The organism is Pantoea osteomyelitidis, from assembly GCF_044342975.1.
GTDB classification, from domain to species: Bacteria; Pseudomonadota; Gammaproteobacteria; order Enterobacterales; family Enterobacteriaceae; genus Pantoea; species Pantoea osteomyelitidis.
Window position 1 is genome coordinate 1,280,693 of record NZ_JBGFSN010000004.1, and the last position, 17,869, is coordinate 1,298,561.

17 protein-coding genes are annotated in these 17,869 nt (G+C 53.9%); 8 read left to right on the forward strand and 9 right to left on the reverse strand.

Features of this window, described 5'->3' with window-relative positions; all coding sequences use genetic code 11:
* The first annotated feature begins 135 nt into the window (after positions 1–135).
* Both ABU178_RS11160 and ABU178_RS11165 read left to right on the forward strand, forming a co-directional pair.
* The gene (locus ABU178_RS11160) at positions 136–1,500 is read left to right on the forward strand and encodes an L-serine ammonia-lyase (protein WP_397214782.1); all 1,365 of its coding nucleotides are present in this window, start codon (positions 136–138) and stop codon (positions 1,498–1,500) included.
* 242 nt (positions 1,501–1,742) lie between these two features.
* Positions 1,743–3,305 (forward strand): EAL domain-containing protein, encoded by a 1,563-nt coding sequence (locus ABU178_RS11165; protein WP_397214784.1) that lies wholly within the window; start codon positions 1,743–1,745, stop codon positions 3,303–3,305.
* Positions 3,306–3,331: 26 nt separating this feature from the next.
* Here the strand turns inward: ABU178_RS11165 and ABU178_RS11170 are convergent, their stop codons facing one another.
* The gene (locus ABU178_RS11170; RefSeq protein WP_397214786.1) at positions 3,332–4,891 is read right to left on the reverse strand and encodes a TerC family protein; all 1,560 of its coding nucleotides are present in this window, start codon (positions 4,889–4,891) and stop codon (positions 3,332–3,334) included.
* 489 nt (positions 4,892–5,380) lie between these two features.
* Between ABU178_RS11170 and manX the strand changes: the two genes are divergently transcribed.
* The 4 genes from manX (at position 5,381) to ABU178_RS11190 (ending at position 8,605) form a co-directional block, all read left to right on the forward strand.
* A complete protein-coding gene (manX, locus tag ABU178_RS11175; protein ID WP_397214788.1) occupies positions 5,381–6,346 on the forward strand; it encodes a PTS mannose transporter subunit IIAB in 966 nt (321 codons plus the stop codon).
* Between the two features lie 63 nt (positions 6,347–6,409).
* Complete coding sequence (locus ABU178_RS11180) at positions 6,410–7,210, forward strand: PTS mannose/fructose/sorbose transporter subunit IIC (RefSeq protein WP_397214790.1); 801 nt, start codon at positions 6,410–6,412, stop codon at positions 7,208–7,210.
* A gap of 15 nt (positions 7,211–7,225) precedes the next feature.
* Entirely contained in the window at positions 7,226–8,071 is an 846-nt protein-coding gene (locus tag ABU178_RS11185; RefSeq protein WP_397214792.1) for a PTS mannose transporter subunit IID, read from the forward strand.
* 75 nt (positions 8,072–8,146) lie between these two features.
* On the forward strand, positions 8,147–8,605 hold the full coding sequence (locus ABU178_RS11190; RefSeq protein WP_397214794.1) for a DUF986 family protein: 459 nt from the start codon (positions 8,147–8,149) through the stop codon (positions 8,603–8,605).
* Here ABU178_RS11190 and rlmA read toward each other — a convergent pair.
* The 5 genes from rlmA to ABU178_RS11215 form a co-directional block, all read right to left on the reverse strand.
* Positions 8,602–9,417 carry a 23S rRNA (guanine(745)-N(1))-methyltransferase gene (rlmA, locus tag ABU178_RS11195; protein WP_397214795.1) on the reverse strand — a complete coding sequence of 272 codons (816 nt, stop codon included), beginning with the start codon at positions 9,415–9,417 and terminating at the stop codon, positions 8,602–8,604. The genes ABU178_RS11190 and rlmA overlap by 4 nt on opposite strands.
* 140 nt (positions 9,418–9,557) lie before the next feature.
* Positions 9,558–9,767, reverse strand: coding sequence for a transcription antiterminator/RNA stability regulator CspE (gene cspE, locus ABU178_RS11200; protein ID WP_130835208.1), 210 nt, complete (start codon positions 9,765–9,767; stop codon positions 9,558–9,560).
* A gap of 81 nt (positions 9,768–9,848) precedes the next feature.
* Positions 9,849–9,923 carry a DUF2627 domain-containing protein gene (locus tag ABU178_RS11205; protein WP_397215780.1) on the reverse strand — a complete coding sequence of 25 codons (75 nt, stop codon included), beginning with the start codon at positions 9,921–9,923 and terminating at the stop codon, positions 9,849–9,851.
* Between the two features lie 530 nt (positions 9,924–10,453).
* A complete protein-coding gene (locus ABU178_RS11210) occupies positions 10,454–11,458 on the reverse strand; it encodes an MBL fold metallo-hydrolase (protein WP_397214798.1) in 1,005 nt (334 codons plus the stop codon).
* A gap of 20 nt (positions 11,459–11,478) precedes the next feature.
* Positions 11,479–11,754, reverse strand: coding sequence for a YebO family protein (locus ABU178_RS11215; RefSeq protein ID WP_397214800.1), 276 nt, complete (start codon positions 11,752–11,754; stop codon positions 11,479–11,481).
* Positions 11,755–11,983: 229 nt separating this feature from the next.
* Here ABU178_RS11215 and ABU178_RS11220 point away from each other — a divergent pair, with 229 nt between their 5' ends.
* Complete coding sequence (locus tag ABU178_RS11220) at positions 11,984–12,220, forward strand: YobH family protein (RefSeq protein ID WP_397214802.1); 237 nt, start codon at positions 11,984–11,986, stop codon at positions 12,218–12,220.
* A 36-nt stretch (positions 12,221–12,256) separates the two neighbouring features.
* Here the strand turns inward: ABU178_RS11220 and kdgR are convergent, their stop codons facing one another.
* A complete protein-coding gene (gene kdgR, locus ABU178_RS11225) occupies positions 12,257–13,048 on the reverse strand; it encodes a DNA-binding transcriptional regulator KdgR (protein ID WP_397214803.1) in 792 nt (263 codons plus the stop codon).
* Between the two features lie 192 nt (positions 13,049–13,240).
* Here kdgR and ABU178_RS11230 point away from each other — a divergent pair, with 192 nt between their 5' ends.
* A complete protein-coding gene (locus ABU178_RS11230; protein WP_397214805.1) occupies positions 13,241–14,620 on the forward strand; it encodes an MFS transporter in 1,380 nt (459 codons plus the stop codon).
* Between the two features lie 55 nt (positions 14,621–14,675).
* Here the strand turns inward: ABU178_RS11230 and htpX are convergent, their stop codons facing one another.
* Positions 14,676–15,557, reverse strand: a complete 882-nt coding sequence (gene htpX, locus ABU178_RS11235; protein WP_397214807.1) for a protease HtpX — start codon at positions 15,555–15,557, stop codon at positions 14,676–14,678.
* Between the two features lie 260 nt (positions 15,558–15,817).
* On the reverse strand, positions 15,818–17,863 hold the full coding sequence (prc, locus tag ABU178_RS11240) for a carboxy terminal-processing peptidase (protein ID WP_397214809.1): 2,046 nt from the start codon (positions 17,861–17,863) through the stop codon (positions 15,818–15,820).
* Positions 17,864–17,869 lie beyond the last annotated feature (6 nt).

Sequence of the window (17,869 nt, forward strand, 5' to 3'; positions counted from 1 at the left end):
CATGATAAATTCTGCCTGTAAGAATTAGTTTTTTTCATGTGAAAAAGCCATTTTTTCCCGGTGTGTCCGTTTACTATTAGCGCCATTACCGCGCCAGCGGCAGCTACAAAAATAATACTGTTAAGGAGTATCACTGTGATTAGCGTTTTTGACATGTTCAAAGTGGGTATCGGTCCATCGAGCTCCCATACTGTTGGCCCCATGAAAGCGGGCAAGCAGTTTGTTGACATGCTGACTGAACAGGGAAAAGTGCAGGACGTTACGCGTATTACGGTCGATGTTTACGGTTCGCTCTCCCTGACCGGCAAAGGTCACCACACCGATATCGCCATTATTATGGGTCTGTCAGGCGCATCGCCTGACACGGTTGAGATTGATGCCATTCCCGCCTTTATCAAAGATGTTGAGCAGCGCCAGCGCCTGTGGATCGCCAACGGCGCGCAGGAGGTCGATTTTCCGCGTGAAGGCGGTATGGTGTTCCGCAGCGAAAACCTCTCTTTGCATGAAAACGGTATGCGCCTCTCCGCCTGGGCCGACGATCGGCTGGTACTGAGCAAAACCTACTACTCTATCGGCGGCGGCTTTATTGTAGATGAAGAACATTTCGGTCAGTCCACGCTGGATGAAGTCAGCGTGCCCTGGCCTTTCCATTCCGCTAAAGCGCTGCTGGCTCACTGCCATGAAACCGGTTTGTCCCTCTCCGGGCTGGTGATGAAAAACGAGCTGGCGCTGCATTCCCGTCAGGAGATCGAAGATTATTTCGGCCATGTCTGGCAGACCATGCTGGCCTGCATCGATCGCGGTCTGAATACCGAAGGAGTGCTGCCCGGCCCGCTGCGTGTGCCGCGACGCGCGGCATCGCTGCGTCGCCTGCTGGTTTCCAATTCCAGACACTCAAACGATCCGATGGACGTTATCGATTGGGTTAACATGTTTGCCCTGGCGGTGAACGAAGAGAATGCCGCAGGCGGACGCGTGGTGACTGCGCCGACCAACGGCGCCTGCGGTATCGTTCCGGCGGTGCTCGCCTATTACGATCACTTTATCGAAAAGGTGACGCCCGATATCTTTATCCGCTATTTCCTCGCCTGCGGAGCCATTGGCGTGCTGTATAAAATGAACGCCTCCATTTCCGGCGCGGAGGTGGGCTGTCAGGGGGAAGTGGGCGTCGCCTGTTCGATGGCGGCGGCGGGTCTCGCCGAGCTGTTGGGCGGCAGCCCGGAACAGGTTTGCGTGGCGGCCGAAATCGGTATGGAGCATAACCTCGGTTTGACCTGCGATCCGGTTGCTGGTCAGGTACAGGTGCCCTGTATTGAGCGTAACGCCATCGCCTCAGTGAAAGCGATTAACTCCGCGCGCATGGCGCTGCGTCGTACCAGCCAACCGCGTGTATCACTGGATAAAGTGATCGAAACCATGTATGAAACTGGCAAGGATATGAACGCCAAATACCGCGAAACCTCACGCGGCGGGCTGGCTATCAAAGTCCAGTGCGATTAGTGACAAGGTCACCGAACGCACCCTGTCCCCTGTCTGATTTTCGTTCAATCAGAGCGAAAAGCGCATCCAGCTCTATCCCCATTGCCCCGAAATGGGTAGAGTAATTTCTCGCGCGGCTTAGCCCCGCCGCGCGGTTATCAGAACCGCTTTTTTTCTCAAGCACCGCTAAACCTGGCTCGTGTGATGCCGATAACAAACCCGTTAAGTTGGCTCTTATATTTGTTCCTGGAAGGTGGTTACTGATGCAAATGGCCCAGCAATTTGTTGGACAGTTTCGCCGTAAGCGTTTGCTGATTGCGTTGGTGATTGCCGCACTGGTTTTAATTCTCACCCTCGCCTTTCGTTTTATAGAAGAAAAGTCACGCATTGAGCAGCAGTCCCTTGATTTTGCGGACAATGCCATTCAGCGCTTCGATCGCATGTTCTCTCCGCTGGACGTCTCCGCGAACAACATGCTCGGCCTGGTGGGATTACCCTGTCAGGAAATTCGCTTTCCGCTGATCGAGAAAATTTCCGCGCTGCAAACGGTGCGCGCTATTTTGCTGATCGATGAGGATACTCTTTATTGCTCGAGCATTTATGGCAAGCGCGCGATCCCCTTTAGTCAGAACTTCCCGGAGCTGGCGGTTTATAATCAGCGCATGATGCTGACCACGGATAATTTTCTGCTGAAAGGCTCGCCCGTACTGCTGCTCTGGACGCCGAAAAGCCTTGATAACCGCTCCGGCATTCTGCAAGTGATCAATATCGAGCTGATGAGCAATTACCTGCTCGAGCCGCAGCTGCCCTGGGTTGAGCGCGCCATTTTTAACGTTGGCGGCGAAAGCCTGGAATACGGCAATCCCATGATTGAACCGACGCACCCTTCGGAAGATGAGGTGAGCTACAATCAGGCTTCGTTACGCTATCCCTTTACCATTACGCTGTATGGTCCTTCACCGGCCCGGCTGGCGTTATCTACCCTGCCGTCGCAGCTGCCGCTGGCGGTGCTGTTGAGCCTGCTGATGGGCTACATCGTCTGGCTGGCCACCGCTAACCGCATGAGCCTCTCCTGGCAGATCAGCTATGGCATCAGCGCGAATGAATTCATGGTTTATTGTCAGCCGTTAATCAACGCCAAAAGCGGGTTGTGCGACGGCATTGAGCTGCTGCTGCGCTGGCATAATCCGCGTCAGGGCTGGATTTCGCCCGACGTGTTTATTCCGCTGGCAGAGCGCCAGAACCTGATTGCGCCGCTGACGCGCTTTGTGATTACCAAAGCGGTTCAGCAGCTGCCCAGCCTGCCGCACAGCGCTTCGTTTCATATCGCCATTAACGTGGCGGCCAGCCATTTTCACGATCGGGCCATCGTGGAAGATCTGCAACGTATCTGGTGGCCGGCCAACCCCCAGCCCGGACTGGTGGTTGAACTGACAGAACGCGATGCGCTGCCGATTATCGATCAGACTGTAGTTGCGCAACTGCACGATATTGGCGTGCGCCTGGCGATTGACGATTTCGGCACCGGGCATAGCTCGCTCTCTTATCTCAAAGACTTACAGCCGGACGTGCTTAAAATCGACAAGATATTCACCGCGGCGATCGGCACCGATGCGATTAACGCCACGGTAACAGATATGGTGATTTCACTGGCGCAACGGCTCAACATCGGCCTGGTGGCAGAAGGCGTGGAGACCGCCGAGCAGGCGGAGTATTTATGCGAGCGCGGTGTGGATCATTTGCAGGGCTACTTCTATGCGCGCCCGATGCCGATTGAAGATTTTCCCGCCTGGCTGCAACTGCATCAGGCCGGAAAAAACGCATAAAAAACGGCGCCGCAGCGCCGTATGGTTTATTCGTGTTCTTCTTCCGGTGGTTGATCTTTCGTCACCCGCACCAGATCGACGCGATAGTCGGTTGCTTCGACAATGCGGAAGTGCAGCGGTGGCAGATCGATCACCTCGCCCGGCTGCGGCAACTGTCCTTTCTGAGCAATCAGCAAACCGGCCAGCGAGGCGTGATCGTCTTCCGGCCTGACCAGCTCGTGGAAATCCAGCAGCTGCTGCAGCGAATGGAGATCGGTGCCGCCTTTGACCAGCCAGCCATCCCCGTCAGCGATAATATCAGGAGTTTCATCCTCATCCGGGAATTCGCCCGCAATCGCTTCCAGCACGTCCAGCGGGGTAATCAGCCCCTGCACCACGCCAAACTCATTGGTGACGATGACAAAGCTGCCTTTCGCCCGTCTCAGTACGCCCAGCAGATTAATCGGATCCAGCGTTTCGGGTACGATAATCGGCGGCGCGGCGGCGGCAAAGGTCGCCACGTCCATGCCATGATCCAGCGCTACCAGCAGCTCTTTGGCCCGCACCACGCCGATAATTTCATCCAGCTCGCCGCGACACACCGGAAACAGGCTGTGCGGCGTATCCAGCAGCTGCATGCGCACTTCATCCAGCGGACGCGCCACGTCAACCCAGGAGATTTCGCCGCGCGGCGTCATGATGCTGCGAATGGAGCGTGACGCCAGCGTCAGAACGCCGTTGATCATATAACGCTCTTCATCCTTAAAGGTCTCCTGCGGCATCGCTTCTGTCAGCGCTGACTCTTCCGGATTCGCCTGCTGTTTCCGCTGGCGTCCGCCCATCAGACGCAGAATTGCCTCTGCGGTGCGCTCACGCATCGGGCGGTGCGCCTGATGGCGAATAAAGTTACGACGCGCAATCTGGTTAAACAACTCAATCAGAATCGAGAAGCCGATCGCCGCATAGAGATATCCTTTCGGAATATGGAAGCCAAAACCTTCAGCCAGCAGGCTCAGACCAATCATCAGCAGGAAGCTGAGGCAGAGCACCACTACCGTGGGATGCGCATTGACGAAGCGCGTCAGCGGTTTTGAGGCCAGCAGCATGATGCCCATCGCGATCACTACCGCAGTCATCATCACCGGCAGATGGTTCACCATACCCACTGCGGTAATCACAGCGTCCAGTGAAAATACCGCGTCCAGCACCACAATCTGAATCACTACCGCCCAGAAGCTGGCGTAAGCTTTATTGCCCTCATGTTCCAGATGACGGTTCTCAAGCCGCTCATGCAGTTCCATCGTCGCTTTAAATAACAGGAATACTCCACCCACAAGCAGAATCAAATCACGCCCGGAAAAGCTGAAATCGCCTACGCTGAATAAAGGTCGCGTCAGCGTGACCATCCAGGAGATCAATGACAGCAGGCCCAGACGCATCACCAGCGCCAGCGAGAGGCCAATAAGACGCGCCTTATCACGCTGTTTAGGCGGCAGCTTATCCGCCAGAATGGCGATAAAGACCAGGTTATCGATGCCCAGTACGATTTCAAGCACGATGAGCGTTAGTAATCCCGCCCAGATAGAGGGATCGAAAAGGAATTCCATTAATGACTCCTCAGCAAGCTACGGACAGCATAATGCCGGATCAGAGCATGACGTTCTGACAGCAGGACAGATGAAACAGGAGGCATAAAGGCGCGCGCCAGCAGGCGCAAAGAGAAGGTGAAGCGACGTCGGTGACGATCCATAAGGTGGGCTGAAGCCCGTTACTCCTGAATAATGAACAGATTGTTAATGTATCAGTTACATCAGAGGCGTCAAAAAATTTTCTTACATTTACAAACAGTTTAATCAGACGTAACGGCCTGTTGCCGATGCAAATCGTTGGCGTTATGGCTTATTTGCTGATCGGCATCACATAATTTAATTTTTTACTCACTAAAATAAATCCCGACCTTTCTCCCTTTGGCTGTTAGCTGATGAAATTCTTAAACGTTTGCGCTTTGTGACAGAGCAGCATCAGGCTCAGCAACAATAATATCTCACCGATCTTAAGCAGCTCATTAAGATCTTTATAACGATCGGAGGTAGCAGGTGACCATTGCTCTTGTGATAGGTACACATGGTTGGGCGGCAGAACAGCTGCTGAAAACAACGGAAATGCTGTTAGGTGAACAGGAAAATGTCGCATGGATCGATTTTGTCCCCGGAGAAAATGCAGAAACCCTGATTGAAAAATATCAGGCACGCCTGAAAGATCTCGACGTCTCGCAAGGGGTGCTATTCCTGGTGGATACATGGGGCGGAAGCCCATTTAACGCCGCCAGCCGCATCGTGGTTGAGCATGAGAATTACGATGTTATCGCCGGGGTGAATATCCCGATGCTGGTCGAAACCCTGATGGCCCGCGATGATAACCCCACCCTTGCCGAACTGGTGGCGCTGGCGGTCGAAACCGGTCGTGAAGGCGTCAAAGCATTGAAAACCGAGCCGCCTCCCTCTGCTGCCGCACCCGTGGCGAAACCGGCGCAATCTGCCCGGCCCTCCCAGCCGCTTGCGCCGGGCGATCATATGAAAATCGGCCTTGCGCGTATTGACGATCGCCTGATCCACGGCCAGGTCGCTACGCGCTGGACCAAGGAGACCAACGTCGCGCGGATTATTGTCGTCAGCGATGAGGTCGCTAACGATCATGTGCGTAAAACCCTGCTGACTCAGGTCGCGCCGCCGGGCGTGACGGCGCATGTTGTGGATGTCGATAAAATGGTGCGCGTCTGGAACAACCCAAAATATGCGCAGGATCGCGTAATGCTGCTGTTTACCAATCCCACCGACGTGCTGCGCATTGTGGAACAGGGCGTGGTGATCAAATCGGTCAACATTGGCGGCATGGCGTTTCGTCAGGGCAAAACCCAGGTGAATAACGCCGTATCGGTCGATGACAAAGACATCGCGGCCTTTCGCAAACTGAACGAACGCGGGATTGAGCTGGAAGTGCGTAAAGTTTCAAACGACCCCAAACTGAAAATGATGGATCTGATTGCGAAAGTGAACGCGTAATTCACCGACGAAATGGCCTGCCTGAGCAGGTTAATTTCCGCTACTTCGTGAAGGAGAAGTGTAATGGAAATAACCACGCTACAAATTGTTCTGATATTTGTTGTCGCCTGTATCGCCGGTATGGGCTCTATTCTTGATGAGTTCCAGTTTCACCGTCCGCTGGTCGCCTGCACCCTGATTGGTATGGTGTTGGGTGATATGAAAACCGGGATTATTATCGGCGGTACGCTGGAGATGATTGCGCTGGGCTGGATGAACATTGGCGCCGCCGTGGCGCCGGATGCCGCCCTCGCCTCGATTATTTCCACCATTCTGGTTATTGCCGGTGGACAGAGCGTTGGGGCCGGTATTGCGCTGGCGATTCCGCTGGCCGCTGCCGGTCAGGTGCTGACCATTATCGTGCGTACCATTACCGTGGCGTTTCAACATGCGGCGGACAAGGCGGCCGATAAAGGCAACCTCACCGCCATTTCCTGGATTCATGTTTCCGCCCTCCTGCTTCAGGCGATGCGTATCGCGATTCCGGCGCTGATTGTCGCTATTTCCGTCGGCACCGAAGCGGTGCATAACCTGCTGAGTTCCATTCCGGAAGTTGTCACCAACGGGCTGAATATCGCGGGCGGCATGATTGTCGTGGTGGGTTACGCCATGGTGATTAACATGATGCGCGCCGGTTATCTGATGCCTTTCTTCTACCTGGGTTTTGTCACGGCGGCGTTCACCAACTTCAATCTGGTGGCGCTGGGCGTGATTGGCGTGGTGATGGCAGTGCTCTATATCCAGCTCAGTCCTAAATATAACCGTGTCGCTGGCGCGCCAGGCGCCGGTCCGTCGAATAACGATCTTGATAACGAACTCGATTAAGGAACAGGTGACAACATGGTTGATACTTCTGGCTCTTCAAAGAAAATCACCCCAGGCGACATTCGCGCGGTATTTGTACGATCTAATCTGTTTCAGGGTTCCTGGAACTTTGAACGTATGCAGGCGCTCGGCTTTTGCTTCTCGATGGTGCCGGTGATCCGCCGTCTCTATCCGGAAAATAATGACGACCGCAGGCAGGCAATTAAGCGTCATCTGGAATTTTTCAACACCCAACCCTTTGTTGCGGCGCCGGTGCTGGGCGTCACCATCGCCATGGAGGAGCAGCGCGCCAACGGTGCCCCTATCGACGACGGCGCCATTAACGGCATCAAAGTGGGATTAATGGGGCCGTTGGCGGGGGTGGGCGATCCCATTTTCTGGGGAACGGTGCGTCCGGTGTTTGCCGCGCTGGGCGCCGGTATCGCCATGAGCGGCAGCTTGCTCGGCCCACTGCTTTTTTTCGTGCTGTTTAATATTGCCCGTCTTTTAACGCGTTATTACGGCGTGGCTTACGGCTACCGGAAAGGGGTTAATATCGTCAGCGACATGGGCGGCGGCTTCTTGCAAAAGCTCACTGAAGGGGCATCTATCCTCGGCCTGTTTGTCATGGGGGCGCTGGTTAACAAGTGGACCCACGTCAACATTCCGTTGGTGGTGTCGCGCATTACCGATCCCACCGGTAAAACCACCGTCACTACGGTACAGACGATTCTTGATCAGCTGATGCCTGGCGTGGTGCCACTGCTGCTCACCTTTGGTTGTATGTGGCTGCTGCGCCGCAAGGTGAATGCGCTGTGGATTATCATCGGTTTCTTCGCTATCGGCATCATCGGCTACGCGCTCGGCGTGCTTGGGGTGTAACAACGGCGCCGGGAGTATCTCTCCCGGCTTTCTCTTTGATCCTCAGGTCAGAGGTCATTTCGTGAAGGAAAAGTCATGTCGTTGACCGACGCCCTGCTCCTGCTGTTTATTATTCTCAGCCTGGCTTACGCTATTTATGATGAAGCGGTTATGCCGCGTCTGAAGGGGCCGACGCGCCTGCAGGTGTCGCTGCAACGGCGCAGTAAACCCGACAGTCTGATATTTATCGCTCTGTTGATCATTCTGTTATGGAACAACCTCAGCCATCAGGGATCACAGCTCACCACCTCACTGCTGCTGATGCTCGCCTTTCTCGCCGTCTGGCTGTTCTGGGTACGTCGGCCAAAGCTGCTGCTGAAAGATCAGGGGATGTATTTTGCTAACGCCTGGATTGCTTATCCCCGTATTCAGAGCATGAACCTTTCCGAAGATGGCATTCTGGTGGTTCAGTTAGAGCAGAGGCGACTGCTGATTGCCGTGCACAAGCTGGACGACCTGGAGCGCATTTACCATACGCTGGTGGAGATCCGCTAGTCGCGCTGCCAGAGCATCAGGCAAAAATCGACTTCGCAGCTAAAGCTATCCGTCTGTTCCAGCTTTTGCCAGACCTCCGCCCTTGCGCGCCAGGCAAAGGGCGTCATTTGCAGCAGGGTTTTCGCTTCCGGGCTGGAAAGCTGCATTGGATAATCCAGGCGCTGTTGCTTAATGCGCGTAAAGCCGGCATAAGATTTTTCCTCTGCCGTATGCAAACGCACTTCACGGTAGATAAGCGCTTTAAACTGCAGCAAATGACGCGGGCCTGGCGTTACCGTCAACAGATAACCGCCCGGTTTCACCACGCGCTTCAGCTCTTGCTCATTGCAGGGCGCATAGATGCGCAGAATGGCATCCAGCGAGGCGTCGGCAAAAGGCAGCCGGTTGCTGGAGGCGACGCAAAACAGAATGTCGCGGTAACGTTTCGCCGCCGCGCGTATCGCCACTTTCGCCACATCCAGGCCAAAAATCTCCGCGCTTTGATGCTGATGCAGCGCGTCGGCAACGGCGGCGGTGTAGTAACCCTCACCGCAGCCAATATCAAGCAGCTTTGGCGCGCTGGCAGGCAGTAGCGCCGACAGCCAGTCAGCCACCTTCTGCTGCAGCGGCTGATAGTGTCCGGCATCCAGAAATGCGCGTCGCGCCTGCATCATCTCTGCGCTGTCGCCAGGTTCGCGCGAACCTTTATGCTGAGCGGGCAACAGATTGACGTAGCCCTCTTTCGCCTGGTCAAACTGATGGTGATTGTCACAGCGCCACCCGGCGTGTTGCAGGGATAAAGGATGCTGACACAGCGGACAAATCAGGGACATAGTAAACTCCAGAGAAAGAAACGCGCCGCAGTTTACCCTGTTCCGTCAGGGGCAGGAAGCCCAAAAGAAAAGCCCCGGTCAGATGACCGGGGCTTTAAGATTCGTTTCAGTGGTGCACGGCACCGAGGCAGGAGACGAAATCAGATGGCAACAACGTTAACTGCTGCCGGGCCTTTCTGGCCGTCCTGAATTTCAAACTCAACGCTTTGACCTTCGGCAAGAGTTTTGAAGCCATTACCCTGGATTGCAGAGAAGTGTACAAACACATCTTTGCTGCCATCAGCAGGAGTAATAAAACCAAAGCCTTTAGACTCGTTGAACCACTTAACCTGACCTTTAATCTTTGCCATTTTGCAAATTCCTTAGAGTGTTTATATTGCCCGGAGGCTGACCTACAGAGAAACCAGAGACGTTACTGAATGAGGCACTAATTAAGGTTCGGCAAGGAAGCGGTATTCAACGTCAACGTTTTTACTCGAAACTTCTTTACTGAAGATGCCATACATAAACAGAACTGTACCTCGTTTAACCCACGAATTGTTATCACATATCCGCAAATTATTGGCAAGTTATTTTTAATCATCCATTGATACGATGCATACCATTGCGAAGTTCATCGCACAATATGACCATTTATCTGTCAGGCCAATATCTTTGCCAAAGGGAAAAAACACCTCCTGCTAATCTCTTACGGGTGTTGCCCACCGTAGTGTGAACAGGGGTTTACGGCTCAATATGCGCCATTTTGATGAAAAACTATAGCCAAAAAATATTGCATAAATAAGGCAATGATAAATTTTTAATCACTTTTTTATTATCCGCCGTGAGGTTTATCTGAGGAAGTGAAGTTGTACAACTATTGTTATTTAGCACAAGTTGTTTATTTATTTGCACCAAAATCAGGAAAATAAGTCTCGCTTCGCCCCCAATAAAAGCAAAGCCCTATTTATCGCTTATCTGTTTTGTTTCTTACGACCCGACAAATTCTCGTTAAAAAAATCTGTTCGGTTAAGATATGCCGTTTTACGTTTTAGGATTATTCCTGGTTTATATTAGCCAGGCTGCGTCCTTCCCCTATTCGCCAGGGTTTAAACCGGTCGCGTTGATACCCGGCTGCGCTTATTATGCGCATCAGTTCCGTTGGCGGCTCATCAAGGGATTCATCGGCTAATTCAAAAACGCCCCAGTGTATCGGCAAGGTGACTGGCTGGCCGACAGCATCCCACAGCCTGACCGCCTGCTCCGGATCCATATGCTGTCCGCGCATGAACCATTTTGGTGCGTAAGCACCTACCGGCAAGGCGGCGAGATTAAACGGTCCCAGCCGCTCGGCCACTTCGAGCAAATTTTCAGAATAACCGCTATCGCCGGAAAACCAGAAGTTAACTTTGGCGGTACGAATCGTCCAGCCGCACCAGAGCGAGCGGTTGCGATCATAGAACGTTCGCATACTCCAGTGCCGTGCCGGAACGGCATCGATGCGAATGCCTTCCGCCTCGCTATGCTGCCACCAGTCGAGCTGTTTAACCTTGCGCACGCCGTGTCGTTTACACCAGGCTTCCAGCCCCAGCGGCACAATAAAGGTCGCGTCCGGAAAGCGGCGAACAATGCGTTTAATGGTGGGCTTATCCAGATGGTCATAATGATTATGCGAGATAAGCACATAGTCGAGCCGGGGCAGTTGTTTGATCAGCAGTGGCGCAGGCGTTTTGCGTTCCGGGCCGGCAAAAGGTAAAGGAGAGGCGCGCCGGGAAAGCGCCGGATCGATGAGAATATAATGCTGATTTAAACGCAGCAGCACAGCGGCGTGTCCCAGCCACCAGACGCGATCGTCATGGCCGCTGAGGTCTGCCTGCTGCCACCAGCGCGCAATAAATGCCGGATATCCCTCCTGCGGCGGATGCGGCAACCCCTGCTCTTTGCGCTCTTTACGCCAGCGTTGCAAATCGCCCTCCTGACGCAGCTCGCCTTCCGGATTGCGAAACCCGTCCGGCGTGTGGTGAGGTTTGCTTGCATCGTACCAGGGATTACGCCATGCCATACAGCCTCCTTGCGGTTGATTTAGCGCTCAGGGATGAGCCGGATAAAATCGCGCTTCTCATTCTCTTCCCCGCTTCGCTTCTCAACGGCATCAGGAAGTTGCGCCTCTACCAGGCGACGCAGCAGCGCATTTTGTTTTTTCTGTTCTTCCAGCAAATTCTCAAGCAAACGAATCTGCTCACTGGCGCGTACACTGGCGCGATTGACAAAAAACCAGACGATAAGCCCAATAATGATGATCCCTGCCACCATGCCTGGTGCGATCAGGCCGGATGAACCCGCTGCCATTTCATTCATAACTGCCTCAGAATATGCTGTTTATATTGGCTCTGGATACAAAGCGCCAATTTTACCTGCTGTGAAAAAAAAAGTAATGGCATCGCAACGAAAGCAGATTTAGCCGTACCAGCCCGGAGATGCTTTCAGTTATCTCTGATCGATCCCATAACAAAAGCGATGCAAGATAGCATTGTAAAAAGCGGCAGCAAAGCCTGGATAGCTGCGTTATCTATCACACGGAGACAAAATGAAAATTTTTATCAGGGCGCTGATTATGGTGGTTGTCATCTGGGTGGCAATGCTGTTTACAGGCTACGGTGTTCTGGCTGGCAGCAATAAAAATGCCGCCGGACTGGGATTACAATGCAGTTACCTGACAGCGCGCGGCGTAGTGACAGCGCAATATCTGCATACGGACAGCGGCGTTATTGGCGTTACCGATTGTCCTCTGCTGAAAAAGAACCAGGACGTGGTGGATAATTAACAGCAAAAAGCGGGTTGAAGGCAACCCGCTTTTTATTCAAAACGGATAATCGTGGTAGCCCATCTGTTCTGATACGTTTTTGGCCGCGCGGTGCAGCATCGCAACATAATCTTTTTTCGCCTCTTCCGAGAAGCGAATGGTGGGAAAGGAGATGCTCAGCCCGGCGATCACCACGCCAAAGCGATCGAAAACCGGTACCGCAATGCAGCGTAGCCCCTCTTCCTGTTCCTCATTATCCTCACCAAAACCCTGCTGCTTAACCTGCTCCAGCACCTTCAGCAGGTCGCCCTGGCTGGTAATGGTGTTGGCGGTGCTGCGCTTAAACTCCACGTCCTGCAGAATATCCTCGACTTCGTCACGATCGCGCCAGGCAAGCAGCACTTTGCCGATTGCCGTGGTGTGCAGCGGATTGCGGCGGCCAATGCGCGAATACATGCGCAGGTTATAGAGCGAGTCGATTTTATGAATATAAACGATGCTCTCTTCTTCCAGCGCACCGAGATGAATTGTCTCTTTTGTCAGGCGCGACAGCTCGCGCATCTGAATATCCGCGCTGCGGATAAGGTCGACGTTTTGCAACGCTCTGGCGCCCAGCTCAAACAACTTCAGAGTAAGGGAATATTTTTCGCTTTCACCTTCCTGCGCCACGTAACCCAATGACTTCATGGTCTGTAAAAAACGATATACGGTGCTTTTGGACATCATAACCCGCTGCGCCAGTTCGGTTATGCCGTGATCGCGCTCTTCACCCAGCGCCTGCAAAATGCCGAATACCTTCAGCACGGATGAGACGGAATCGGGCTGTTTGTCATTGTCAGCGTTGGCCATAAGCGCAATCCTTTCGAAATTGTTTTATAAAAAATGGAACAGGGTTGTCAGTATACGTTCAGGAGAGGGAGTGCAGCAATTGCAGAACAGAGCCAGACATATTCCCTGATAATTTTTTCCTGCAAAATGCGATGCTTTCGTCAGGTGAATTGATTAGCATGGTGATATTCACCCACTTTAATTGTCTGCTCTATGTCACCCTCTTCTTCTCAGGATGGTTTACCTGTTCCTCAGCGTTATTACGCCATCGTCACCATTGCGCTTGGTATTATGATGGCGGTTCTGGACGGTGCGATTGCCAATGTGGCGCTTCCCACCATTTCGCGTGAACTGCATGCCAGTCCGGCGGAGTCGATCTGGATTGTTAACGCTTACCAGATCGCCATTATCATATCGCTGCTCTCGCTCTCATTTCTCGGGGATATGCTGGGTTATCGCCGCGTTTATCAGGTGGGCCTGGGACTTTTTATCGCTACCTCGCTGTTTTGTGCGCTTTCTTCTTCACTGAGCATGCTGATAGTGGCGCGCGTATTACAGGGCTTCGGCGGCGCGGCATTAATGAGCGTCAATACCGCGCTGATTCGCATTATCTACCCTCAGCGCTATCTGGGCCGCGGCATGGCGATAAACTCGCTGATTGTCGCCGTATCGACTGCAGCCGGTCCCACGGTAGCCGCCGCGATCCTCTCTGTTGCCAGCTGGAAATGGCTGTTTCTGATCAATGTGCCGCTGGGCGCCGTGGCACTCTGGCTGGCGCTGCGCTATCTGCCTGACAATACACAGAAAGCCAAAGGCCAGAAATTTGATGTGCCGAGCGCGCTGATGAACGCCCTGTTCTTCGGCCTGCTGATCGCCTCGCTGAGCGGCTTTGCCCAGAAGCAAAATGGCTGGCTGACAGGGGCGGAAGTGGTATTGCTGCTGCTGGTGGGTTACGTCTTTATCCGCCGCCAGTTGAGAATGGAAATTCCGCTTTTGCCGGTTGACCTGCTGCGCATTCCCATTTTTTCGCTCTCGCTTTGCACCTCGGTCTGTTCCTTTTGCGCCCAGATGCTGGCAATGGTCTCGCTGCCCTTCTTTCTGCAAAACGTTCTGGGCCGGGATGAGGTGGCCACCGGCCTGTTACTGACGCCCTGGCCGCTGGCGACCATGGTGATGGCGCCCATTGCGGGTCGTCTGATTGAACGGGTTCATGCTGGCCTGTTAGGCGGTATCGGACTGGCGCTGTTTGCCGCCGGGCTGTTCCTGCTCGCCTTTCTGCCCGCCCATCCGCAGGACGGCGATATTATCTGGCGCATGATGCTGTGCGGCGCTGGCTTTGGTCTGTTCCAGTCTCCCAATAATCACACCATTATCTCTTCCGCTCCGCGCCAGCGCAGCGGCGGCGCCAGCGGCATGCTGGGCACGGCACGTTTGCTGGGACAGAGCAGCGGCGCGGCGCTGGTAGCGCTGATGTTTAATCTGTTTAACGAAAACGGCACGCACGCCTCGCTCATTCTCGCTGGCGTTTTTTCAGCGGTTGCCGCTGTGGTCAGCACCTCTCGCATGACACAGACGCGTCAGGTCGCCAGCTGATGCAAACAGGCAATAAAAAAGGCGACATCACTGTCGCCTTTTTTGTCTGCTGCGGTTACTTCAGATACTGACCGCTGCGCAGCGCTTCGATACGTTTATCTAACGGCGGATGCGACATAAACATCTCGCTCAGGGATTTTCCTTTGCCATTGATGCAGAACGCCATCATGCTGCTCGGCTCCTGCGGTTCGTAACTGGTTTTCAGGCGCTGCAGCGCGGCGATCATTTTCTCGCGGCCCACCAGCCTGGCGGAGCCGGCATCGGCATGGAATTCGCGGTGACGGGAAAACCACATGGTGATGATGCTGGCCAGGATGCCGAATACCAGCTCCAGCACCGTGGCAACGGCAAAGTAGACCAGCGGATTGCCGTTGCTGCTTTCTTCATCGTCACGGTTACCCGACAGAAAGCCGGAAGCAACCTGCGCGATAATGCGCGAGATGAAGATCACAAAGGTGTTCACAATCCCCTGAATCAGCGTCATGGTCACCATGTCGCCATTGGCGATATGGCTGATCTCATGCGCCAGTACCGCTTCAGCCTCATCACGACTCATGTTTTGCAGCAAACCGGTAGAAACCGCAACCAGCGACGCGTCGCGACGCGCGCCGGTGGCAAACGCATTGATATCGGGCGCATGATAGATAGCGACCTGCGGCATGCCGATTCCGGCCTGCTGCGCCTGACGCCCTACCGTTTCCATCAGCCAGCGCTCGGTTTCATTACGGGGTTGTTCAATGACTTCACCGCCAACGGAACGCAAGGCCATCCATTTCGACATCAGCAGTGAAACAAACGCACCGCCAAAGCCAAACAGACCTGCCATGATCATCAGGCCCTGAACACTGCTTGACCGGATTCCTGTCAGGCTGAGGATCAGCCCGAATACCAACATCACAGCCAGGTTGGTGACCAGGAAAAGAGCAATACGCATCATAAAGGTTAATCTTCCTCAATTGTTCACGCGCTTATACGCGAATCTACATCCTAAGGTCAAACATCAGCTTTTCAAGCGACCTTAACGTTTAAGTGTTTAAAAAGACATAACTTTACATTTTGACACAGGGGGCAGGCCAGGGTTTAAGCGCGACGCATTAGCCGTGTTGATACGTAACGCGGCGCCCGCCCTGGCCGCAGGTAAACGGGCAAAAAAAAGCACCGCGACGCGGTGCTTGGTTTCATGCCGGAACCCAGGCGTTATTTCGTGCTGGCTTGTTGTGACTGCGGCTGGGATTTCTCCAGTTGCGCAAGATCATTGGCGATATTTACCGTTTCATCCAGATACGGATCCGGCTCTTTATAATCTTTCGGCAGCTCGTCCAGGTTCTTCAGCGGTTTTTTTCCTTCCGCCTGATAACGCGCATTGATACGCTCAAGACGTAACGCATCCTCATCATGATTCTCTTTCTCGCGCTGGGCCAGATTCAGAGAGACAATGTTGCGTTTATCCTTCAGGGCGTTGAAACGCGCAATATCCTTCATGATGTACTGGAATTCGCGATCCTGTGCGATACGTGCATCATGATCCTTAGTCAACTGCGGCACCAGCGGTTTGACGTCGCCGCTGCGGGTATAGCTTGCCGCATTGATGCTGTCCCAGGGCAGCGCGTTATCTTCGAACTTCTCGCCCGTCTCCGCCGCTTCAACGCCGGTCGGCATCAGCAGATCGGGCGTGACGCCTTTACGCTGCGTACTGCCGCCGTTGATACGATAGAACTTCTGAATGGTGTACTGGACCGAACCCAGCGCCGGCCATTCCGGACGCAACATCTGATCGTAGATGCGGTTCAGCGAGCGGTACTGCTGTACGGTGCCTTTACCAAAGGTCGGCTCGCCCACAATCAGCGCACGACCATAGTCCTGCATAGCGGCGGCAAAGATTTCCGATGCCGAGGCGCTGAAGCGGTCCACCAGCACCACCAGCGGGCCTTTGTAATAAACCACGCCGTCGGTATCGCTGTCTTCACGCACGCGGCCATTATTGTCGCGCACCTGAACCACCGGGCCGCTGGGAATAAACAGACCCGAGAGCGAAACGGCCTCGGTCAGCGCGCCGCCACCGTTGGTGCGCAGATCGATCACCACGCTGTCCACGTTCTGCTTCTGCAGCTTCTGCAACTGAACCTTCACGTCATCGGTGAGGCCAACGTAGAAGCCCGGAATATCCAGCACGCCGACTTTCTCTTTGCCGACGTTATGCACCGTCATTTTCACTGCGCGATCTTCAAGGCGAATTTTTTCGCGCGTCAGGGTAATGGTACGGGTTTTGGTGCCTTTGCCAGCGGGCAAAATCTCAAGGCGCACTTTGCTGCCTTTCGGCCCTTTGATTTTTGCCACCACATCGTCGAGACGCCAGCCAATCACATCTTCTATCGGCTTGCCCGGTTGACCCACGCCGACGATGCGATCGCCAACGCTGATCGACTTACTCTTGGCTGCCGGCCCGCCGGCAACCATGGAGTTAATCACTGTGTAATCTTCATCCATTTGCAGCACCGCGCCGATGCCTTCAAGCGAAAGGCTCATTTCGGTGTTGAACTGTTCGGTGTTGCGCGGCGACAGGTAGTTGGTGTGCGGATCGATTTCGTGGGCAAACGAATTCATCGCCAGCTGGAAAACGTCCTCGCTATTGCTTTGCGCCAGACGGCGAATAGCAAAGTTATAGCGTTTGGTCAGGATATCGCGAATCTCTTTCTCTTCTTTCCCGGTGAGTTTGAGATTCAGCTCATCATATTTGACCTTGGCGTCCCAGAGCGCGTTGAGTTCAGACTGACTCTTCGGCCAGGGCGCTTTGGCGCGATCGATATCAATGGTGTCGTTGCCATTGAAGTTCATCGGCTGGCTCAGCACGCTCAGCGCATACTGATAACGCTCAAAGCGACGCTTCTGCGCCAGGTTATAAATTTCGTAGAAGAGATCCAGCTTGCCGCTGCGCAGCTCATCGCCCAGCGTCGTTTTCTTATCAGCAAACTGCGCCACGTCGGAAGCCAGCAGCACGTTATGGCTGTAATCCAACAGGTTCAGATAGCGGTCAAAGATTTTCGCCGAAAAATCCTGGTTGAGATCAAACTGGCGATAGTGTGAACGGGTAAAACGGGAAGTCACGCGTTCACTGACGGTAGGATGCTGCGGTTCTTCGTGAAGCTGTGGAATCTGGTCGGCGCGGGTAATGTTATCTGCGCCAAATGACTGGCCTGCTAACAGCAGGCCAGCGATCATTCCGATCTTAAAAATGGTGTTCATGCCGGG